This is a genomic window from Halomonas aestuarii (assembly GCF_001886615.1).
Lineage (GTDB): Bacteria > Pseudomonadota > Gammaproteobacteria > Pseudomonadales > Halomonadaceae > Halomonas > Halomonas aestuarii.
Window position 1 is genome coordinate 45,899 of record NZ_CP018139.1, and the last position, 20,316, is coordinate 66,214.

Annotated in this window: 18 protein-coding genes; 7 read left to right on the top strand and 11 right to left on the bottom strand. The window is 67.7% G+C overall.

Going from position 1 to position 20,316, the window contains the following annotated elements; all coding sequences use genetic code 11:
• Positions 1–61: 61 nt before the first annotated feature.
• On the top strand, positions 62–1,753 hold the full coding sequence (locus BOX17_RS00195; protein ID WP_071941499.1) for an AMP-binding protein: 1,692 nt from the start codon (positions 62–64) through the stop codon (positions 1,751–1,753).
• 102 nt (positions 1,754–1,855) lie between these two features.
• Here BOX17_RS00195 and BOX17_RS00200 read toward each other — a convergent pair whose 3' ends face one another.
• Both BOX17_RS00200 and nagZ read right to left on the bottom strand, forming a co-directional pair.
• Positions 1,856–2,434 (bottom strand): hypoxanthine-guanine phosphoribosyltransferase, encoded by a 579-nt coding sequence (locus tag BOX17_RS00200; RefSeq protein ID WP_071941500.1) that lies wholly within the window; start codon positions 2,432–2,434, stop codon positions 1,856–1,858.
• Positions 2,435–2,483: 49 nt separating this feature from the next.
• Positions 2,484–3,497 (bottom strand): beta-N-acetylhexosaminidase, encoded by a 1,014-nt coding sequence (gene nagZ / locus BOX17_RS00205; protein WP_071941501.1) that lies wholly within the window; start codon positions 3,495–3,497, stop codon positions 2,484–2,486.
• Between the two features lie 179 nt (positions 3,498–3,676).
• Between nagZ and BOX17_RS00210 the strand changes: the two genes are divergently transcribed.
• Genes BOX17_RS00210 through BOX17_RS00225 form a run of 4 tightly spaced genes read left to right on the top strand, consistent with a single transcriptional unit; the run spans position 3,677 to position 6,295 of the window.
• Positions 3,677–4,495: a prepilin peptidase gene (locus BOX17_RS00210; protein WP_071946504.1), complete on the top strand. Its 819-nt coding sequence runs from the start codon at positions 3,677–3,679 to the stop codon at positions 4,493–4,495.
• A 41-nt stretch (positions 4,496–4,536) separates the two neighbouring features.
• Positions 4,537–5,148 (top strand): dephospho-CoA kinase, encoded by a 612-nt coding sequence (coaE, locus tag BOX17_RS00215; protein WP_071941502.1) that lies wholly within the window; start codon positions 4,537–4,539, stop codon positions 5,146–5,148.
• Positions 5,149–5,189: 41 nt separating this feature from the next.
• A complete protein-coding gene (gene yacG, locus BOX17_RS00220; protein ID WP_071941503.1) occupies positions 5,190–5,423 on the top strand; it encodes a DNA gyrase inhibitor YacG in 234 nt (77 codons plus the stop codon).
• Positions 5,420–6,295 (top strand): DNA replication terminus site-binding protein, encoded by an 876-nt coding sequence (locus tag BOX17_RS00225; protein WP_071941504.1) that lies wholly within the window; start codon positions 5,420–5,422, stop codon positions 6,293–6,295. Before yacG ends, BOX17_RS00225 begins: the two co-directional genes overlap by 4 nt.
• Positions 6,296–6,310: 15 nt before the next feature.
• Here BOX17_RS00225 and BOX17_RS00230 read toward each other — a convergent pair whose 3' ends face one another.
• The 9 genes from BOX17_RS00230 to BOX17_RS00270 form a co-directional block, all read right to left on the bottom strand.
• The gene (locus BOX17_RS00230) at positions 6,311–6,625 is read right to left on the bottom strand and encodes a hypothetical protein (RefSeq protein ID WP_071941505.1); all 315 of its coding nucleotides are present in this window, start codon (positions 6,623–6,625) and stop codon (positions 6,311–6,313) included.
• A gap of 232 nt (positions 6,626–6,857) precedes the next feature.
• Positions 6,858–7,238: a histone-like nucleoid-structuring protein, MvaT/MvaU family gene (locus BOX17_RS00235; protein WP_071941506.1), complete on the bottom strand. Its 381-nt coding sequence runs from the start codon at positions 7,236–7,238 to the stop codon at positions 6,858–6,860.
• A 334-nt stretch (positions 7,239–7,572) separates the two neighbouring features.
• Positions 7,573–9,246, bottom strand: a complete 1,674-nt coding sequence (gene rpsA, locus BOX17_RS00240) for a 30S ribosomal protein S1 (RefSeq protein WP_071941507.1) — start codon at positions 9,244–9,246, stop codon at positions 7,573–7,575.
• A gap of 195 nt (positions 9,247–9,441) precedes the next feature.
• Positions 9,442–10,131, bottom strand: a complete 690-nt coding sequence (cmk, locus tag BOX17_RS00245; RefSeq protein WP_071941508.1) for a (d)CMP kinase — start codon at positions 10,129–10,131, stop codon at positions 9,442–9,444.
• Entirely contained in the window at positions 10,128–12,500 is a 2,373-nt protein-coding gene (locus BOX17_RS00250) for a bifunctional prephenate dehydrogenase/3-phosphoshikimate 1-carboxyvinyltransferase (RefSeq protein WP_244272172.1), read from the bottom strand. The genes cmk and BOX17_RS00250 overlap by 4 nt, the downstream gene beginning before the upstream one ends.
• A gap of 2 nt (positions 12,501–12,502) precedes the next feature.
• Positions 12,503–13,594, bottom strand: coding sequence for a prephenate dehydratase (gene pheA, locus BOX17_RS00255; protein ID WP_071941509.1), 1,092 nt, complete (start codon positions 13,592–13,594; stop codon positions 12,503–12,505).
• A 3-nt stretch (positions 13,595–13,597) separates the two neighbouring features.
• Positions 13,598–14,701, bottom strand: coding sequence for a 3-phosphoserine/phosphohydroxythreonine transaminase (gene serC, locus BOX17_RS00260; protein WP_071941510.1), 1,104 nt, complete (start codon positions 14,699–14,701; stop codon positions 13,598–13,600).
• A gap of 15 nt (positions 14,702–14,716) precedes the next feature.
• The gene (gene gyrA / locus BOX17_RS00265; protein WP_071941511.1) at positions 14,717–17,425 is read right to left on the bottom strand and encodes a DNA gyrase subunit A; all 2,709 of its coding nucleotides are present in this window, start codon (positions 17,423–17,425) and stop codon (positions 14,717–14,719) included.
• Between the two features lie 106 nt (positions 17,426–17,531).
• Positions 17,532–17,951, bottom strand: a complete 420-nt coding sequence (locus BOX17_RS00270; protein WP_071941512.1) for an acyl-CoA thioesterase — start codon at positions 17,949–17,951, stop codon at positions 17,532–17,534.
• 190 nt (positions 17,952–18,141) lie between these two features.
• Here BOX17_RS00270 and BOX17_RS00275 point away from each other — a divergent pair, with 190 nt between their 5' ends.
• Together BOX17_RS00275 and BOX17_RS00280 are read left to right on the top strand one after the other, a co-directional pair.
• On the top strand, positions 18,142–19,074 hold the full coding sequence (locus BOX17_RS00275; protein ID WP_071941513.1) for a recombination-associated protein RdgC: 933 nt from the start codon (positions 18,142–18,144) through the stop codon (positions 19,072–19,074).
• Positions 19,075–19,100: 26 nt separating this feature from the next.
• Positions 19,101–20,267, top strand: a complete 1,167-nt coding sequence (locus BOX17_RS00280; RefSeq protein ID WP_071946508.1) for a 1-acyl-sn-glycerol-3-phosphate acyltransferase — start codon at positions 19,101–19,103, stop codon at positions 20,265–20,267.
• Positions 20,268–20,316 lie beyond the last annotated feature (49 nt).

Below are 20,316 nucleotides of genomic sequence, written 5' to 3' on the forward strand. Positions count from 1 at the left end.
CCACGACGTCATCCTGCGTTTCACGTAAACCGCCACAGGCAACAACAAGACGAGAAACACCATGACACGCCAACAGCAATCGATCAGCTACGTCAGCGGCATCAGCGACACTCCCCTCAAGGGTCAGACCATCGGCGACTGCTTCGACGAGACCGTGGCACGCTTCGCCGAGCGCGATGCCCTGATCAGCCGCCACCAGGGGCTGCGCTACAGCTGGAAGGAGCTTCAGCAGGCCGTCGACCAGGCGGCACGCGCCCTGATCGCCCTGGGGGTGGACAAGGGCGACCGGGTCGGCATCTGGTCGCCCAACTGCGCCGAATGGACCATCACCCAGTTCGCCACGGCGAAGATCGGCGCCATCCTGGTCAATATCAATCCCAGCTACCGCACCCACGAGCTCGAGTATGCCCTCAAGCAGTCCGGCACCTCGACGCTGATCCTGCAGGGGGCCTTCAAGAGCTCCGACTACGTCGCCACCCTGGCCGAGCTGGCCCCGGAGTTGCGCGATGGAGCGCCCGGCACCTTCGCCTGCAAGCGACTGCCCGACCTCGCCCGAGTGGTCTGCCTCGATGAGCAGCGCGCTCTGACCGGCATGCTGACCTGGTCCCAGATGCTCGGCCATGCCGACGACGTCTCCGCCGACCACCTCGCCGAGCTCCAGGCCACCCTGCAGTTCGACGACCCGATCAACATCCAGTACACCTCAGGGACCACGGGCGCGCCCAAGGGCGCCACCCTCTCCCACCACAACATCCTCAACAACGGCTTCTTCGTGGCCCGCACCATGAACCTCGACGAGACCGACCGCATGGTGATCCCGGTGCCCCTCTACCACTGCTTCGGCATGGTGATGGGCAACCTGGGCTGCGTGACCCACGGCGCCACCATGATCTATCCCGGTGACGGCTTCGAGGCTGGCGAGACCTTGCGCGCCGTCTCCGAGGAGAAGGCCACCACCCTCTACGGGGTGCCCACCATGTTCATCGCCGAACTGGAGCACCCGGAGTTCGAGAGCTTCGACCTCTCCTCCCTGCGCACCGGTATCATGGCCGGCTCCATCTGCCCCATCGAGGTGATGCGCAAGGTCATCGACAAGATGAACATGCAGGACGTGACCATCTGCTACGGCATGACCGAGACCAGCCCGGTCAGCACCCAGACCCAGACCGACGCCCCGCTGGAGAAGCGCGTCACCACGGTGGGCACCATCCATCCCCACCTGGAGGTCAAGCTGGTCAGCCCCGACACCGGCGCCGTGGTGGCCCGCGGCGAGACCGGCGAGCTCTGCACCCGCGGCTACAGCGTGATGCTCGGCTACTGGGAGAACGAGGAGGCCACGGCCAAGTCCATCGACGAGGCCGGCTGGATGCACACCGGCGACCTCGCCACCATGGACGACGAGGGCTACGTGGCGATCGTCGGGCGCATCAAGGACATGATCATCCGCGGCGGCGAGAACATCTACCCGCGCGAGATCGAGGACTTCCTCTACACCCATCCGGCCATCTCCGATGTCCAGGTGATCGGCGTGCCCGACGAGAAGTACGGCGAGGAGGTGATGGCCTGGGTCAAGCTCAGCGAGGGCGAGAGCCTCGACGAGGAGGCGCTCAAGGCCTTCTGCAAGGGCCAGATCGCCCACTACAAGGTGCCGCGCTACGTGAAGTTCGTCGACGAGTTCCCGATGACCGTCACCGGCAAGATCCAGAAGTTCAAGATGCGCGAGGAAGCCACCCACGAGCTGGGACTGGCCTGAGCCATCCGCCGAGCGACACGAAAAAAACCCCGCGGGCCTCATGGCCCGCGGGGTTTTTTTGCGGGTTCGCGACCCGAGGCGTGGCGCTCTGGGCCCGGAGGGTCACAACCCCCTGGGCGCGTAGATGCCCGGGGCGTTGCGCCAGTAGCCCTTGTAGTCCATGCCGAAGCCGAACACGTAGCGGTCGGCGACCTCCAGGCTGCAGTAGTCCGCCTTGAGGCCCGGCACCGCCTTGCGCTCGTGCTGCTTGTCGACCAGCACCGCAGTGGCGATGCTCGCCGCCCCGGCCTCCCGGCAGTAGTCGAGGATGGCGGCGAGGGTGGCGCCCTCGTCGAGGATGTCGTCGACGATCACCACGTGGCGTCCGGCCATGGGGACTTCCGGGGAGACCCGCCAGAACAGCTCGCCGCCCCGGATGCCGCCCCGGTAGCGGGTGGCGTGGAGGTAGTCGACCTCCAGGGGGAAGCCGAGGCGGGTCAGCAGGTGGCCGGTGGTGATCAGCCCGCCATTCATCACGCAGTAGAAGACCGGCAGCTTGTCGCCCAGGTCACGGCTGATCTCGTCGGCCATGCGGTCCAGGGCGCGCTCGACCTCGGGCTGCGAGATCAGGCAGTCGGCGTTGTCCATGAGCTCGCGCATGTCGGCCAGCGACTGATGGGAGTGGGCATCGAGTTTGGGCATCGGGTAGCAGCTCGTCATCGGCAAGTGGAATCGAGGGGGTGTGCGGCCACTAGCTGGCCGCCAGGGCTTCCAGGTGGGCGTGGACCCGCCGCCAGCGCGAGAGGGCACTCAGCGCCTGGAGGTCCGGCCGGGCACGGCCGTAGCGAAGCCGGGAGAGGCGCCGTGCCTGTCGGCCCTGGCAGGCGTCGAGGACCTCGAGGGCCGCCGCCCGGTCATTGCAGACCAGCAGCATGTCGCAGCCCGCGGCCAGCGCCGCCCGGGCGCGCTCGCCCGGCGTGCCGGCAAAGGCCGCCCCGGCCATGCTCAGGTCGTCGGAGAAGATCACGCCCTTGAAGCCCAGGCTCTGGCGCAGCATCCCCAGCCAGGCCGGCGAGAAGCCCGCCGGGCGATGATCGAGGTCGGGATAGACGACATGGGCCGGCATCACGGCATCGAGCCGCGAGGCCAGTCGGGCGAAGGGCACCAGGTCGTGGTCACGCAGCGCCTGCAACGGCCGTGCATCTACCGGGAGCTCGTGGTGGGAATCGGCCGCGACACCACCATGGCCCGGGAAGTGCTTGCCGACGCCCACCATGCCCGCCTCGTGCAGGCCGTCGAGGAAGGCACGCCCCATCCGGGCCACGGCCTCGGGATCGGCGGAGAAGCTGCGATCCCCGATCACGCTGGAGGTGCCGCCGTCGACGTCCAGCACGGGGGCGAAGGAGAGGTCCAGGCCGCAGGCGGCCATCTCCATGCCCAGCAGCCAGCCGGCATCCTGGCAGAGGCGCAGGGTGACCTCGGGCTGCAGCGCGAAGTCACGACCCAGACGCCCCATGGCCGGCAGGCGGGTGACGCCCTCGCGCAGGCGCTGGACGCGCCCGCCCTCCTGGTCGACCGCCAGCAGCAGGTCGGGACGGATCCGACGGACCTCGTCGCACAGGGTGCGGACCTGGTCGGCGGAGGCGGTATTGCGGGCGAACAGGATGACCCCGCCGACCTCGGGGCGTGCCAGCAGCTCGCCCTCCTCGGGGGTCAGGTGCTGGCCCTCGAGATCCAGCATCACCGGTCCGAGCATCTGGGTCATGATCGTGCCCCTGAAGAGGAAAGGGAGCAGATTCTAGACCATCGCCGGACACCTGGACAGCCCATGGCCGGCACGGAGAACCCGGGCAATCGACGCCATCCCCCGATACAATGACGACCTGGAACCGACTGGACAGGAGTCACCCCTTGCTCGCCGACCTTCCCCCCTTGCTGCTCTGGATGCTCGCGGCCGTCGTGGGCCTGTGCCTGGGCAGCTTCCTCAACGTGGTGATCGCCCGACTGCCGGTGATGCTGATGCAGGGCTGGCGCGCCGAGGCGCGGGAGGCCCTGGAGCTCCCGCCTGAGGAGACCCCCCGCTTCAACCTGGTCACCCCCCGCTCGCTGTGCCCGCAGTGCGAGGCCCCCATCGCCTGGCACGACAACATCCCGCTGCTGGGGTGGTTCAAGCGCCGCGGGCGCTGTGCCAGCTGCCAGGCGCGGATCAGCCCCCAGTACCCGCTGGTCGAGCTGGCCGGCGGCGTGCTCGCGGTGTCGGTGCTGGGGCTCTTCGGCCCGACGCTTCAGGCCCTGTTCATCCTCGGCGCCTGCCTGGCCCTGCTGGCCATGGCGGTCATCGACCTTCGCACCCAGTTGCTCCCGGACCTGCTCACCCTGCCGCTGCTCTGGGCGGGCCTGCTCTACCAGCTGCTGTTCCAGCCGTTGCTGCTGCCCTCGGCGGTGATCGGTGCCATGGCCGGCTACCTGGTGCTGTGGAGTTTCTACTGGCTGTTCAAGCTGGTCACCGGCAAGGAGGGCATGGGCTATGGAGACTTCAAGCTGCTGGGGGCCCTGGGCGCCTGGCTGGGCTGGCAGACCCTGCCGCTGGTGCTGATCCTCTCCGCCGGGGCCGGCGCGGTGGTCGGCATCCTCATCCAACTGGCGGTCCCGCGCCTGCGCGGGGCCCCCCTGCCCTTCGGGCCCTGGCTGGTGATGGCGGGATGGGTCGCGCTGCTGGCGGGCGAACCGCTGATGGCGTTCTACACCGGCCTGCTCTACTGATGCCCCGCCAGCAGGAGCATCGTCATTCACGGGAGGCAACCATGATCATCGGCGTGACGGGCGGCATCGCCTCGGGCAAGTCCACGGTGGCGCGCGCCTTCGCGGCGCTGGGCATTCCCTGGGTGGATGCCGACGAGGTGGCCCGCGAGATCGTCGCCCCGGGCGAGCCGGCCCTGGCCGAGATCGCCGAGCACTTCGGCGAGGGCGTCATCGCCCCCGACGGCAGCCTCGATCGCCGGGCGCTGCGCGAGATCGTCTTCGGCGACGCCGCCGAGCGACGCCGGCTGGAGGCGATCACCCACCCGCGCATCCGAGAGCGGCTCATCGCCCACCTGGCGAGGCTCCAGGCCCAGGCGGCCCCCTACGTGCTGCTGGTCTCTCCCCTGCTCTTCGAGTCCGGCCAGCAGGCCCTGGTCGACCGCTGCCTGGTCGTCGACGTGCCGGAAGCCGTGCAGGTCGCCCGCACCGCGGCGCGGGACGACGTGGACGAGGCCCAGGCCCGTGCCATCGTCGCCGCCCAGATGTCGCGGCAGGAACGCCTGGACCGCGCCGACGACGTGATCGACAATTCCGCCGACGAGGAGACCCTGGCGCCCCGGGTGGCGGAGCTCGACCGCCGCTACCGCGCCGCCGGCTTGCCTCCTTCGGCCTGATTCCCCATCCTTTCCCGACATCCCCGCCAGGACGATATCGCATGAGCACGCAAGACACCGCCCGCCCCCTGGAGGTCGCCTGCCCGCAGTGCCGCAAGAAGGTGCAGTGGAGCGAGACCAATCCCTACCGCCCCTTCTGCAGCAAGCGCTGCCGCCTGCTCGACCTCGGCGCCTGGGCCGACGAATCCCACCGGATCGCCGGCGAGCCTGCCATGGACGAGACCGACCTCGATGCCCTGCTGGCGCGGGCCGACCGGGACGACAGCCTCTCGTGACACCGGACGGGCAACCCCCGGAATACCGGCTGCTGGCGGAGCTGGAGGCCGTCTTCGACCGGCTGGTGGAGCAGACCGATGAGCTGGTGGCGGACTGGGAGGCCTCCGGGGCCTCCGCCTGGTCCTTCGAGCGCGAGACGGCCGACGCCGGGTGGCTTCGCCATTGCCTGCTCGATGTGTGGTACCAGGATGGCCAGGACGGCCGCGCCACCCGCAGCCATGTCGGACTGGTGGCCGCCGACGAGCGGGTGATGGAAGCGGCCCTGAGGGTGAACGCCACCAAGCAGGCCTTCGCCGCGCTGATCGCGGAGATCCGCACCGAGGTGCCGTCATTGATTCCGGAGATCAAGGCGGTGCTGCCGTTCCGTCACCCGGCGCTGCACGACCACCTGCGCGGCACGGGACTGGCGAGGCTGCACCTCAAGCAGTGCTGGCGCGCGATCCCGCTGGCCGAGGCGCCCGTGGCCCGCGTGCGGCTCGCCTGGTATGCCAGCGGACGATCGATCAAGCGGCTGACGGTGCGCGAGGCGGAACAGAAGCTGCTGGCACTGGACAACGAGGCGCCCCACGTCCGCATCCAGCTGCGCCAGCTCGCCGGTATCCCCGATGGCGAGCCGCTGGCCCAGATGCAGACCCAGGCCCCGCTGATGCGCGCCAACCTGTTCTATCGGGAACCGCTCGAGGACGGCCGAACCCGGCGCGCCATGAACATCGCCCTGCCGCTGTTCGTGCCCAGCCCCGACGGCCGGCTGCCCGACCACAACCAGCCCCCACCGACCCCGCCCGCCACCCGGACCCGGGCCAGGCGCCGCGACGAGCGGCTGGAGGACACGGTCTTCCTGCCGAGCCTGAGGGTGTATCGCTATCGGTGAGGAGGACGAATCGCCTCAGGCGATTCGCCCGAGGGACTTCAGGGTCTGCAGCAGACGGCTGACATGATCCGCCGGCTGGGCATATTCGCTCATCAGGGCCTTCAGGCGCTCCTCGAAGAGCTGCTGGCGGGACGTTTCTTCCTGCGGCCCGGGGGCCGCCTCTGGCGCCTGCCGTTCATGCGAGGTCATCGGCGCGCCATCGGGCGTGGCCGGCTCGCTGTCGGAGCTCTCGAGTTCACGCAGGGCCTCGGCGAAGGCATCGTCGAGTTCACGAAACTGGCGTAACTTCTCTCGCTCGTCCACGGGCTGTCGGGAGTTCTGGTGTTTCATTCGTTTCCAATGGTGTGGTGGCGAAGGCCGAACGGGAAAACGGATGTATGGGCCATCGCCGAGACTCGGGAATGGAGGAATTATACCGGCAACCCGCGGGTGAATCATCTTCCCGTGATCGCGACGGCTCGCCCCGCGATGACCCTCTCCTGCCACATGCCCGCAAGGCATCGTGCCCAAACGACGGCGCCGCCCCGAGGGGGCGGCGCCGAGAAAGCGTCGATGTCGGGAATCACTCCTCGACACGCACCAGCCAGGACTCCACGGTGTCGGAGCCGTGCTCGTCCTTCCAGGCCTTGAGCGTCTTCTGATTACCGCCGCGAGTTTCCACCACTTCGCCGGTCTGGGGATTCTTGTAGATCTTCAGCTTGCGCTTGCGGCGGGTGCCACCACTGGCCGGGGCGGCCGCGCTGCCTTGGGCGGCCGGCTTGGGGTTGAGCAGGGCGATGACGTCCGCGGCGCTCTTGTCAAACTCGCGCATCAGTGCCTCGAGCTTTTCCTTGAACTCGAGTTCGGCCTTGAGGCGGTCGTCGTTCTGCAGCTTGTCCAGTTCAGACTGGATCTGCTTCAGCTGCTGTTCCATCTGCATGTAGTTACTGAGCAATGATGACATGTAATAGTTTCCTTATCGGGAGTTACAGGATGCGACGGCATTATTGCCTGTTGAAACTTCATTGGCAAGAGTATGAACACGTATTACTAGTTAGGCAAACTACATCCTTGAACTTTACCCGACAAACTTAGAAAAGAACTTGGTGGAAGTAAGTGCCACCATAATTCGGCTCAACGGCTCACTCGCTGGAGGCACTTTTCAAAGGGCCGCAAATCGGTGGCCCGCAAATCGGCGGCCCATAAATCGATAACCCGTAAATCGGTGGCCCACAAAAAAGGCGCCGCCCCGAGGGGCGGCGCCTTGTCGACCGATGGACGGGAAGGTTCCCGCGTGATCAGTCCTGACCCATCTGCTGCTTGATGAGGTCACCGATGGTGGTCGCACCGGACTCGGTGCTCTCTTCGCGCAGCTTCTTGAGGTTCTGACGCGTGTCGTCCTGATCCTTGGCCTTGATGGACAGGGCGATCTGGCGGTTCTTGCGGTCGACACCGATGATGCGGGCCTCGACGCTGTCACCCTCGTTCAGCGCGTTGCGGGCATCCTCGACGCGGTCGGCGCTGATCTCGGAGGCCTTCAGCACGGCGACGACATCGGTGGCCAGCTCGACCTGGGCTTCCTTGGCATCGACCTCGACCACGCGGCCAGTGACGATGGAGCCCTTGTCGTTGACGGCCAGGAACTCGGACACCGGGTCGGTATCGAGCTGCTTGATGCCCAGCGAGATGCGCTCACGCTCCGGATCGATGGAGAGGATGACAGCTTCCGCCTCGTCGCCCTTCTTGAACTGGCGAACGGCTTCCTCGCCGGTGTCGGTCCAGGAGATGTCGGACAGGTGCACCAGGCCGTCGATACCACCTTCCAGGCCGATGAAGATGCCGAAGTCGGTGATCGACTTGATGGTGCCGGTGACGCGGTCACCCTTGTTGTAGCGCGCGTTGAAGTCTTCCCACGGGTTGGTGGTGCACTGCTTGATACCCAGGGAGATGCGGCGACGCTCCTCGTCGATGTCCAGCACCATGACGTCCACGTCGTCGCCGACCTGCACGACCTTGGACGGATGGATGTTCTTGTTGGTCCAGTCCATCTCGGACACGTGGACCAGGCCCTCGACACCCTCTTCCAGCTCGGCGAAGCAGCCGTAGTCGGTGAGGTTGGTGACGGTGGCGTGCACCTTGGTGCCTTCCGGGTAACGATCCTTGATGTTGACCCACGGATCCTCGCCCAGCTGCTTCAGGCCCAGGGAGACACGGTTGCGCTCGCGGTCGAACTTGAGCACCTTGACGGTGATCTCGTCGCCCACGGCCACGATCTCGCTCGGATGCTTGATGCGCTTCCAGGCCATGTCGGTGATGTGCAGCAGGCCGTCGACGCCACCGAGGTCGACGAAGGCGCCGTAGTCGGTGAGGTTCTTGACGATACCGATGATCTGCTGGCCTTCCTGCAGGGTGGCCAGGAGGGCCTCACGCTCGGCGCTGTTCTCGGCCTCGAGCACGGCGCGGCGGGACACGACGACGTTGTTGCGCTTCGGGTCGAGCTTGATGACCTTGAAGTCGAGTTCCTTGTTCTCGAGGTGGGTCGTGTCGCGCACGGGGCGGACATCCACCAGGGAACCCGGCAGGAAGGCACGGATGGAGTCGACGTCGACGGTGAAGCCACCCTTGACCTTGCCGTTGATCACGCCCTTGACGATCTCTTCCTTCTCGAAGGCGGCTTCCAGCACCTTCCACGCTTCGGCACGCTTGGCCTTCTCGCGGGAGAGGCGGGTCTCGCCGAAACCGTCCTCGACGGCTTCCAGGGCGACGTGCACCTCATCACCGACGGCGATGGACAGCTCGCCGTTCTCGTCGCGGAACTGCGCCGCGGGGATCTGGCCTTCTGATTTCAGGCCGGCATTGACGGTGACCCAGTCGCCGTCGATGTCGACGATGGTAGCCGCGACGATGGCGCCCGGCTCCATGTTGATGTCCTGGAGAGACTGTTCAAACAGTTCAGCAAAGCTTTCGCTCATGATGTTCCTACGTGATCAACGTTGAGTACGGCGTTGCCGCCTTCTCCGCACCACCAGCGAGTGCGGGCCTTATTTACCAAGCCCCCGGGGATGTTAGCGCTGGTTCGACCTGGCCCGGCTCACGGCGCTGCTTTCATCAAACCAAAAGTGCCGGACCACGTCATCACATCCTGCCGGAGGCGCCGCAAGGGAGTTTCAGGTGGCGGGTGCCAGACCTCGCTCGGTCAGCAGTTCCGTCAGCCGATCCACCACTTCCGGTATCGTCAGGCGCGTGGTGTCAAGCGTGATGGCGTCATCGGCCGGCTTGAGCGGGGCCACGCTGCGCTGCATGTCGCGTGCATCGCGCGCCTGAATCTCCTTTAAAAGACTCGATAGACTAGCATCGACCCCCGCCTCCTGCAACTGGCGCTGCCGGCGATGGGCCCGTTCCTCGGCGCTCGCCGTGAGGAAGATCTTCAGCGGCGCCTCGGTGAACACCACGGTGCCCATGTCTCGCCCGTCGGCGACCAGCCCGGGAGGCTTGCGAAAGTCACGCTGGCGCTGCAGCAGGGCCTGGCGCACCGCCGGCAGCGCCGCGACCCGGGAGGCCGCATCCCCCACCTGCTCGGTGCGGATGGTGCCGGTGGCGTCCTCGCCCTCGAGCAGCACGCGGGTCGATTCGGGCTCGGCGACGAAGAGCACGTCGAGGCCGACGGCCACCTCGGCAAGCCCGGCCTCGTCGTCCAGCGGGACCTCATGCTTCACGGCTGCCAGGGCGGTCAGGCGATAGAGCGCACCGCTGTCCAGCAGGTGCCAGCCCAGGCGCTCGGCGACCAGGCGGCTGATGGTGCCCTTGCCGGCCCCGCCGGGACCGTCGATGGTGAGTACCGGTGCCGTATCGCTCATGACGCCTCCTGCCGTTCCTCGAGGGTCAGCCCGACGCGCCGCGCCAGGTCGATGAAGCCGGGGAAGGAGGTGGCAACGTTGGCACAGTCGTCGATCTCGATCGGCTCCCCTGCACGCAGGGCCGCGATGGCGAAAGACATCGCGATCCGGTGGTCCCCCAGGCTGTCGATCCGTCCGCCGCCGTAGTTGGCGCCCTCCGGGCGGCCGCCGCCGACGATGTCGATGCCGTCCTCGAGCAGGGTGTGCTCGACCCCGATGACGGCGAGGCCGTCGGCCATGGCCTTCAGGCGGTCGGACTCCTTGACGCGCAGTTCCTCGGCCCCGCGCAGGCGCGTCACGCCCCGGGCGTTGGCCGCGGCGATGAACAGCGCCGGGAACTCGTCGATCGCCAGCGGCACCTGATCCACGGGGATGTCGATGCCCTGGAGCGGCGCGTAGCGGATGTGCAGGTCGGCCACCGGCTCGCCGCCCACCTCGTGCTCGTTCTCCAGGCGCAGGTCGGCGCCCATCAGCCGGAGGATGTTGATCACCCCGATGCGGGTCGGGTTGATGCCGACATGCTCGAGCACCAGGTCCGACCCCGGGGTGATCGCGGCCGCCACCAGGAAGAAGGTGGCGGAGGAGATGTCCGAGGGGACGTCGATGGGCGCGGCGGTCAGGCGGCCGCCACCCTCGAGCCAGCAGGTGTCCCCCTCGCGGTGGACCGCATAGCCGAAGCCGGAGAGCATCCGCTCGGTATGGTCGCGGGTCGGCGCCGGCTCGCGCACGCGGGTCTCGCCCTCGGCATAGAGCCCGGCGAGCAGCAGGCAGGACTTCACCTGGGCGCTGGCCATGGGCATGTCGTAGGTGATGCCCTTGAGCGTCCTGCCCCCGTGGATGTGCAGCGGCGGACGCCCACCCTCGGCGGTGTCGATCTTCGCACCCATCAGGCGCAGCGGGTCGGCCACCCGGCCCATGGGGCGACGGGTCAGCGAGGCGTCCCCGGTGAGCTCGGTGTCGAAGGCCTGGCCGGCCAGCAGCCCCGCGAACAGGCGCATGGCGGTGCCGGCGTTGCCCACGTAGAGCGGGCCGGAGGGGGCCCGGAGGCCGTGCATCCCCACGCCATGAACCGTCACGCGCCCCTGGTGGGGCCCCTCGATGGCCACGCCCATCTCACGGAAGGCCTGCAGCGTGGCCAGGCTGTCCTCGCCCTCGAGGAAGCCCTTGACCTCGGTGACGCCCTCGGCCAGCGCCCCGAGCATGATGGAGCGATGGGAGATCGACTTGTCGCCGGGCACGCGGATCCGCCCGGTGACTCCGCCGCCGGGGCTCGCCCGGTAGCGCAGCTTGCCGTGTTGTTGCATCTGGTACTCCGCCTGATAACTGGTCTGGTTGAGCAGGGATTCGAAATAGTGTCGGGCGTGGCTGGCGCGGTCGAAGGTGGCCAGCATGGCATCGCCATCGCCGCGTTCCACGGCACGGCGCAGTCGCGCCACCCCGGCCTCGAAGTCGTCCAGGGAGGCGAGCACCGCGTCACGGTTGGCGATGAAGATGTCCCGCCACATCACCGGGTCGCTGCCGGCGATACGGGTGAAGTCGCGAAACCCGCCGGCGGCGTAGCGGAAGATCTCCAGCCGCTCGTCCTGGCGGGCCAGGGTGTCGACCAGCGAGAAGGCCAACAGGTGAGGCAGGTGGCTGGTGCGGGCCAGCACCTGGTCGTGGCGCTCGACGGCCATCTCCAGCACCTCGGCACCGCAGCACTCCCAGAGCGCCCGCACCCGGGCCGTGGCCGCCGGATTCGTGTCGGGCTCGGGCGTGAGGATCACCTTGTGACGGGCATAGAGCGAGGGGTCGGCGGCGGCCACGCCGCTCTTCTCCGAGCCGGCGATGGGGTGGCCGAGCACCAGGTTGGCCGGCATGCGCCCGAAGGCAGCCACGGCGGCCTCGCGGATCGCCGCCTTGGTGCTGCCGACATCGGTGACGACGACCTCGGGGGCGGCGCGCTCGAGACAGCCGGCCAGCTCGCGCATCACGCCGGCCATGGCCAGCACCGGCACCGCCAGCACCACCAGCGACGCGCCCTCGACGAGCGGCGCGAGGCGGGTGTCGCCGCGGTCGATCAGCCCCATCTCGATGCCGCGCGCGATCTCGGCAGCATCCGGGTCACAGGCCAGGATCTCGGCCTGCGGCGCGGCACCGCCCTCCCCCGGCCCGGCATCGCCGACGTCGCGACGCCCCACTCCGGCGGCGCCCTCTTTCGCCGCCCCGAAGCCGGCGGTGCCCTCTTTCGCCGCCCCGAAGCCGGCGGCACGCAGGGCGGCGGCCAGCGAGCCACCGATCAGCCCGAGCCCGACGATCAGGATGCGGGGTTCGCGGACCTCCACTTCCATGCCTAGAGGACGCCGGCCGGGTAGGACCCCAGCACCTTCACGTCGGCGGCTCGCAGCTTGACCTCCTCCAGCATGGCCGCGACACGCGGCTCATCGCGATGCCCCTTGAAGTCGATGAAGAAGACGTAATTCCACACGCCGCTGCGCGACGGGCGCGTCTCGAGGCGCGTCATGTCGATCTGGTGGCGATGGAAGGGCTCGAGGAGGTCGTGCAGGGCCCCCGGCTGGTTGCGCATCGCGACCACCAGCGAGGTCTTGTCCTCGCCGGAGACGGGCACGTCCTGGTTGCCGATGATCAGGAAGCGCGTGGAGTTGTCCGGGCGGTCCTCGATCTTCTCGGCCAGCCGGGCCAGGCCATAGAGCTTGGCGGCCATGTCGCCGGCGATGGCCGCGCTGTGCCACTCGGTCTTGACCAGGCGGGCCGCCTCGGCGTTCGAGGAGACCGGCACCCGCTCGGCCTGGGGGAAGTGGGCGTCGATCCACTTGCGGCACTGCGCGAAGGACTGGGGATGGGAGTAGATCCGCGACACCTTGTCCCGGCGGGTGGTCTCGGACACCAGCAGGTGATGATGGATGCGCAGCACCACCTCGCCGCAGATGCGCAGCGACGAATCCATGAAGGAGTCGAGGGTGTGGTTGATCACCCCTTCGGTGGAATTCTCCACCGGCACCACGCCGTAGTTGACGGCACCGGCCTCCACCTCGCGGAAGACCTCGTCGATGGCGGCCATCGGCAGGCTGATCGCGCTCTCGCCGAAGTGCTTGAGGGCCGCCTGCTGGGTGAAGGTCCCCTCCGGCCCCAGGTAGGCGACCTTGACCGGCTGCTCGAGGGCCAGGCAGGCCGACATGATCTCGCGGAACAGCCGCGCCATCTCCTCACTGTCCAGGGGGCCATGGTTGAGCTCCATGACCCGGCGCAGCACCTGGGCCTCGCGCTCGGGACGGTAGAAGACGCCGCCGGGCTCATGCTCGGCCTTGATCGCGGCGACCTCCTGGGCACAGGCGGCGCGCTCGCTGATCAGGCGCAGGATGTCGTTGTCCAGGGCATCGATGCGCTGGCGGAGCGCCTCGAGGCTGACGGAAGGCTCGGTCATGGATTATCCCCTGCGTTTCTCGAAATCGGCCATGAAGGCGATCAGCGCATCGACGGCGGCCTCGGGCACGGCGTTGTAGAGGCTGGCCCGCATGCCGCCGACGCTGCGGTGACCCTTCAGGTTGAGCAGCCCCGTCGCCTCGGCCTCGGCCAGGAACGCCTTGTCGAGGCTCGGGTCGGCGAGCACGAAGGGCACGTTCATCCGCGAGCGGTTGCGCAGCGTGATCGGGTTGGCATAGAGCGCGCTGGCGTCGATGGCGTCGTAGAGCTTGCCGGCCTTGCGGTCGTTAAGGGCGTTCATGGCGTCCAGCCCGCCGATCTCGCCCTTCAGCCAGTCGAAGACCAGCCCGGCGAGGTACCAGCTGTAGGTCGCCGGGGTGTTGATCATGGAGCCGGCCTCGGCCAGCTCGCGGTAGCCGAGGAGCGAAGGCATGTCGTCCCTGGCGCGGTCCAGAAGGTCCTCGCGCACGATCACCACCACCAGGCCCGCCGGGCCGATGTTCTTCTGCGCGCCGGCGTAGATTACCCCGAAACGGGAGACGTCGAGGGGCCCCGAGAGGATGCTCGAGGACATGTCGCAGACCAGCGGCACCTCGCTGCCGTCCGGACGGCGAGCCTCGGGGATATAGTCGAACTCGAGACCGCCGATGGTCTCGTTGGCGGTGTAATGGAGGTAGGCGGCGTCCTCCGAGAGGACGATGTCCTTCTGGCGCGGCACCGCGCTGTGGCCGCTTTCCTCGCTGCTGGCGGCGACGTGCACGTCGCCGGCCAGGTGGCGGGCCTCGGCGATGGCCTTCTTGCTCCAGATGCCGGTATGCAGGAAGTTGGCACGCCCGCCCCGGCCGAGCAGGTTATAGGGCACCGCGGAGAACTGCAGGGTGGCGCCGCCCTGGGTGAAGAGCACCCGGTAGTTGTCGGGAATGGCCAGCAGCTCCCGCAGGTCGGCCTCGGCCTGCTCGGCGATGGCCACATACTCCGGCGAGCGGTGGCTCATCTCCATCACCGAGAGGCCGTGCCCCCGGTAGTCCAGCATCTCGTCCCGGGCGCGTTCCAGCACGGCCTCGGGCATGGCGGCCGGGCCGGCACAGAAGTTGTAGTGACGTGTCATCAGCGTTGTGTGTCCTTATTCCTCACCGGGTTCCTCGCCGGTGGTCGGCGCATCCTCTCCGGTGCCACCCTCTTCGGTGGTGTCACCGTCCAGGGCCTCAGCGTCCACCGCCTCCTCGGGCTCGTCGACCCGCACGGTCTTGACCAGCTTCTCGTCGTTGCCCAGGCGGATCAGCATCACGCCCTGGGTGTTGCGCGAGGTGGTGGACACCTCCTCGACCCGGGTGCGCACCAGAGTGCCGCGGTCGGTGATCAGCATCATCTCGTCGGAGGAGTAGACCTGCATGGCCGCCACCAGGGCGCCGTTGCGCTCGCTGGTCTGCATCGCGATCACGCCCTGGCCGCCGCGGCCGCGCAGCGGGAACTCCTCGAGGCGAGTGCGCTTGCCGTAGCCGTTCTCGCTGGCGGTGAGGATGTAGATCTGTCCGCCGTTGCCGGCCTCTCCATCGGGCCCCACTTCGCCCTCGGCCTCATTGTCGGCCTCGGCATCGATCTGCTGGCTCTGCGGGATGATCAGGCTGATCACCTCGGCGCCATCGAGCAGGCGCATGCCGCGCACCCCGCGGGCGGTCCGCCCCATGGCGCGGACGTTGCCCTCCTCGAAGCGGATCGCCTTGCCGTTGGACGAGAGCAGCATGACATGGTCGCTGCCGCTGGTGATGGCGGCGCCCACCAGGCGATCGTCCTCGTCGAGGTCGATGGCGATCAGGCCTACGCTGCGCGGCCGAGAGAACTGCTCGAGGCTGGTGCGCTTGACGGTGCCCTTCTCGGTGGCGAAGAAGATGTAGCTCTCCGGATCGTAGTCGCGCACGGGCAGGATGGCGTTGATGGCCTCTCCCTCGTCCAGCGGCAGCAGGTTGACCAGCGGCTTGCCGCGGGAGCCGCGGCTGGCCACGGGCATCTCGTAGACCTTGAGCCAGTAGACCTTGCCGCGGTTGGAGAAGAGCAGCACGGTATCGTGAGTCGAGGCCACCAGCAGGTGCTCGATGACGTCCTCGTCCTTCATGGCCGTGGCAGACTTGCCGCGGCCGCCGCGCCGCTGGGCCTGGTAGTCGGAGAGCGGCTGAGTCTTGGCGTAGCCCGTGCGGGACACGGTGACCACCATGTCCTCCTCGGCGATCAGGTCCTCGAGGCGCAGGTCGAGGTGGCTGGCCTGGATCTCGGTCTTGCGCGGGTCGCCGAACTGGTCGCGCACGGCCGCCAGCTCCTCGCGGATCACCTCGAGGAGACGGTCGGCGGAGGCCAGGATGGCGGTGAGCTCGGCGATCTTCTCGAGGATCGAGAGGTATTCGTCGAGAAGCTTCTCGGTCTCCAGCCCGGTCAGGCGGTGCAGGCGCAACTCGAGGATCGCCTGGGCCTGGGCCGGCGACAGGCGGTACTCGGCGCCGGTCTGGCTGAGGCCGAAGCCCTCCTCCAGATCCTCGGGCTTGCACGAGGTGGCACCGGCCCGCTCGAGCATGCTGGTCACCTGACCCGGCTGCCAGGACTGGGCCAGCAGCTTCTCCTTGGCCTCGGAGGCGTTCGGCGAGGCCTTGATCAGCTCGATCACCTCGTCGATGTTGGAGATGGCGACGGCCAGACCCTCGAGGATGTGGCCCCGCTCGCGGGCCTTCTTCAGCTCGAACAGGGTGCGCCGGGTAACCACCTCGCGGCGGTGACGGATGAAGGCCTCGAGGATCTCCTTGAGGTTCATGATCTTCGGCTGGCCATCCTCGATGGCGACCATGTTGATGCCGAAGACGTTCTGCAGCTGGGTCTGGGCGAAGAGGTTGTTGACCACCACCTCGCCGGACTCGCCCCGCTTGACCTCGATCACCACCCGCAGGCCGTCCTTGTCGGACTCGTCGCGCAGCTCGGCGATGCCCTCGATCTTCTTTTCCTTGACCAGCTCGGCGATCTTCTCGATCAGCCGCGCCTTGTTCACCTGGTAGGGCAGCTCGCTGACGATGATGTGGTCGCGGCCGGTCTTGTCGTCGTGCTCGATGGTGTGGCAGGAACGCACGTAGATGCGGCCGCGGCCGGTGCGATAGGCCTCGAGGATGCCGGCGCGGCCGTTGATGATGCCGCCCGTGGGGAAGTCCGGGCCGGGGATGTGCTCGATCAGGTCATCGACGCTCAGGGTGTAGTCGTCGATCAGCGCCAGGCAGGCGTTGATCACCTCGCCCATGTTGTGGGGCGGGATGTTGGTCGCCATGCCCACGGCGATGCCCGAGGAGCCGTTGATCAGCAGGTTGGGCACCTTGGTGGGCAGGACATCGGGAATGCGCTCGGTGCCGTCGTAGTTGTCGACCCAGTCGACGGTGTCCTTCTCGAGGTCGGCCAGCAGCTCGTGGGCGAGCCGGGCCATGCGCACCTCGGTGTAACGCATGGCGGCCGCGCTGTCGCCGTCGATGGAGCCGAAGTTGCCCTGGCCATCCACCAGCACGTGGCGCATCGAGAAGTCCTGGGCCATGCGCACGATGGTGTCGTAGACGGCACTGTCCCCGTGGGGGTGGTACTTACCGATGACATCGCCCACCACGCGGGCGGACTTCTTGTACGGCTTGTTCCAGTCGTTGCCGAGCTCGTGCATGGCGAAGAGCACACGCCGGTGCACCGGCTTCAAGCCATCGCGCACGTCGGGCAGCGCACGGCCGATGATCACGCTCATCGCGTAATCGAGGTACGACTGCTTGAGCTCGTCCTCGATGTTGACTGGCAGAATCTCTCTGGCGATGTCACCCATGGGTCGTCGAATCCTTTGCACTGCAACAGGTTGGCGCGTCACGTGGCCGTGACATGGCGCGCAATAACAGCCTCACATCATACCATCCCGGACGATGATAAGGGAGCTATGGGAGCACCAGCGCCGCCATGGTTTCGCGGATCTCGCCGTCGATCGTCACCGCCCGTCCGGAGGCCACGTCGAGCAGCACGAAGGTGATGTCGGCACTGGCCACCACCTTGCCGTCGGCCACGCGGCAGACCTCCTGATGGATGCGGGCGCGACGCGAGCCGATCTCGGAGAGTCGGGTGAGCACCTCCAGGTCGTCACCGGCCACCGCGGCACGCCGGTAGTCGATGTTGAGGTTGACCGCGACGAAGGCCAGGTCCCCGCGCGACAAGAACGCCGCCAGCCGAGGCCGCTCGTCGAAGTAGGCCCAGCGCCCCTCCTCCAGGAACTCCAGGTAGCGGGCATTGTTGACGTGGCCATAACCGTCCAGGTGGTAGCCCCTGACGCGCAGCGTGATACGGGAGATACGGGAATCCATGCAGACCGCTCCTGTGTGGGTGTAGAGCCCGGGTGGGTGTAAGAGAGAAGGCAAAGCCCCGATTCTAGTCAGCTCGACACCCGAGGTTCAAACCATCGTTTGAATTCGACGATGCCTCGATGACGCGAGGCGCTGGCACCCACGCGCTCCTTTGGCCATAATGTGCCCCTTTTATTTCGGGAAATGCTTCATGTGGTTCAAGCACTTGCATCTCTACCGCCTGCACGACGCCCCGGAACTGGACGCCGCCAGCCTGGAAACCGCCCTGGGTGAGCAGGCCTTTCGGCCCCTGGGCGGCAGCGAGGCGCGTCGCCTGGGCTGGTCCGCGCCGGCGGGCCGCGCCGGGACGCAGCTGCTGCACGAGCTGCAGGGCCAGCGGCTGATGACCGCGCTGCGCCAGGAGCGCATCCTGCCCGCCTCGGTGGTCCGCGAGGAGGTCGAGGAGCGCAGCGAGGCGATCGAGGTCAGCGAGGGCCGCAAGCTGCCCCGCAAGGAGAAGCTGGCGATCAAGGAGCAGGTCTACGAGGAACTGCTGCCCCGCGCCTTCGTGCGCAGCCAGAAGGTCGACCTGTGGTGGGACAGCCGTCGCCAGCTGATCGCCATCAACGCCAGCTCGCGGACCCGCGCCGAGGAGCTCCTCGACCTGCTGCGCGAGACCCTGGGCAGCCTCAAGGTGACCCCGCTGGCCAGCCAGACGCTGCCCATGCGCGCCATGACCACCTGGCTCGGCGATCCCGGCGAGCGGCCGGCCGACCTGGTCCTCGGCGACCAGGTGGAGCTGAAGGCCAAGGCCGATGACGGCGTCCTGCGCGCCCGCCAGGTCGACCTGGACAGCGACGAGATCCAGCAGCTGCTGGAGAGCGGTCGCCAGGCCAGCAAGCTGGCGCTGTCGATCGAGGGCCGGCTAAGCTTCGTGCTGCATGATGACCTGGCCATCAAGTCGCTGCGCTTCGACGATGCGCTCATCGACGAGGCCTCCCAGACCGATGACGGCGATGACGCCCTGGTGCGGCTGGAGACCGACTTCATCCTGATGACCCAGGCGCTGGCCGAGAGCATCGAGCGCCTGATCGAGTGGCTGGGTGGCGAGGCCGGCAGTGCCGGCGATGCCCCGAGCGCCTGATCGCCCATGACCATGACCTGGACCTCATGACCGAGACTCACGACACCACCGCATCCGATCCCTGGGCCGATATCCGCCCCTATCAGGACAACGAGGTGGCCGAGGTGCTCGAGCGCCTCGGCCATGACCCTGAACTGCTGGACGCCCTGACCCGCTATCGCCTTCCGCGCCTGGCTCGGTACTTTCCGCGCCTGGCTCGGGCCCTGGCCAGCTACGCCATTCGCCGCGAGGTACGTGGCGTCACCGGCGTGCATGACTTCCAGATGCGTATCGCGAGCTACATGCAGCGCATGCTCAGGAACTCCACCGACGATTTTCGCGTGGAGGGCCTGGATCGGCTGGACCCGGATACCGCCTACCTCTTCATCGGCAACCATCGCGACATCTCGATGGACCCGGCCTTCGTCAACTACGCGCTCTACCTCTCCGGGCGCGATACCGTGCGCATTGCCATCGGCGACAACCTGCTCAAGAAGCCGTTCGTCAACGACCTGATGCGCCTCAACAAGAGCTTCATCGTGCCGCGCAGCGCGCGAGGCAAGCGCGCCATGCTGGCCGCCTATCAGCAGCTCTCCGCCTACATCCGCCACTCCATCCTCGAGGACAACCATTCGATCTGGATGGCCCAGCGCGAGGGGCGCGCCAAGGACGGCATCGACCGCACCGACCCGGCGATCATCAAGATGCTGACCATGGCGCGTCGCGGCGAGGACCGACAGGCCGGCATCGGCGAGGCCATCGCCGAACTGCGCGTGGTTCCCGTGTCGATCAGCTACGAGTATGACCCCTGCGACCTGCAGAAGGCCCGGGAACTGCATGCCGTGCAAGCCAGCGGCAACTACGAGAAGAGCGAGTTCGAGGACATCAGTTCCATCGTTGCCGGCATCACCGGCCACAAGGGCCGGGTCCAGCTCACCTTCGGCTCGCCGCTGTCCGCCGATCTCGACGGTCCCGAGGCCGTGGCCGCCGAGATCGATCGCCAGGTGCTGGCCGGCTATCACCTCTTCCCCAGCCACTACCTGGCTCTGGAGGCGCTGGGCGAGGCCCCCGAGCTGCTGGAGATGAGCGAGGTCAGCGACGCCGACCGGGCCCGCTTCCAGGCACGCCTGCAGGAGGTGCCCGACGAGCTTCGCGACTGGTGGCTGACCCAGTACGCCAACCCGGTGCTCAACAAGGCGGGACGATGCCGGTGAGGAGACAGACATGATCGGCAAGGAAGCCGGCACCAACGGGCCGACGGGT

Excerpts from the sequence above, each read along its gene's own strand:
- BOX17_RS00275 (WP_071941513.1), top strand. The coding sequence starts at position 18,142 with ATGTGGTTCAAGCACTTGCATCTCTACCGCCTGCACGACGCCCCGGAA.
- nagZ (WP_071941501.1), bottom strand. The coding sequence starts at position 3,497 with ATGACCCAGATGCTCGGACCGGTGATGCTGGATCTCGAGGGCCAGCAC.
- serC (WP_071941510.1), bottom strand. The coding sequence starts at position 14,701 with ATGACACGTCACTACAACTTCTGTGCCGGCCCGGCCGCCATGCCCGAG.
- pheA (WP_071941509.1), bottom strand. The coding sequence starts at position 13,594 with ATGACCGAGCCTTCCGTCAGCCTCGAGGCGCTCCGCCAGCGCATCGAT.
- BOX17_RS00200 (WP_071941500.1), bottom strand. The coding sequence starts at position 2,434 with ATGCCCAAACTCGATGCCCACTCCCATCAGTCGCTGGCCGACATGCGC.
- BOX17_RS00250 (WP_244272172.1), bottom strand. The coding sequence starts at position 12,500 with ATGGAAGTGGAGGTCCGCGAACCCCGCATCCTGATCGTCGGGCTCGGG.
- rpsA (WP_071941507.1), bottom strand. The coding sequence starts at position 9,246 with ATGAGCGAAAGCTTTGCTGAACTGTTTGAACAGTCTCTCCAGGACATC.
- cmk (WP_071941508.1), bottom strand. The coding sequence starts at position 10,131 with ATGAGCGATACGGCACCGGTACTCACCATCGACGGTCCCGGCGGGGCC.
- BOX17_RS00230 (WP_071941505.1), bottom strand. The coding sequence starts at position 6,625 with ATGAAACACCAGAACTCCCGACAGCCCGTGGACGAGCGAGAGAAGTTA.
- coaE (WP_071941502.1), top strand. The coding sequence starts at position 4,537 with ATGATCATCGGCGTGACGGGCGGCATCGCCTCGGGCAAGTCCACGGTG.
- BOX17_RS00270 (WP_071941512.1), bottom strand. The coding sequence starts at position 17,951 with ATGGATTCCCGTATCTCCCGTATCACGCTGCGCGTCAGGGGCTACCAC.
- BOX17_RS00195 (WP_071941499.1), top strand. The coding sequence starts at position 62 with ATGACACGCCAACAGCAATCGATCAGCTACGTCAGCGGCATCAGCGAC.
- gyrA (WP_071941511.1), bottom strand. The coding sequence starts at position 17,425 with ATGGGTGACATCGCCAGAGAGATTCTGCCAGTCAACATCGAGGACGAG.
- BOX17_RS00235 (WP_071941506.1), bottom strand. The coding sequence starts at position 7,238 with ATGTCATCATTGCTCAGTAACTACATGCAGATGGAACAGCAGCTGAAG.
- yacG (WP_071941503.1), top strand. The coding sequence starts at position 5,190 with ATGAGCACGCAAGACACCGCCCGCCCCCTGGAGGTCGCCTGCCCGCAG.
- BOX17_RS00210 (WP_071946504.1), top strand. The coding sequence starts at position 3,677 with ATGCTCGCGGCCGTCGTGGGCCTGTGCCTGGGCAGCTTCCTCAACGTG.
- BOX17_RS00280 (WP_071946508.1), top strand. The coding sequence starts at position 19,101 with ATGACCGAGACTCACGACACCACCGCATCCGATCCCTGGGCCGATATC.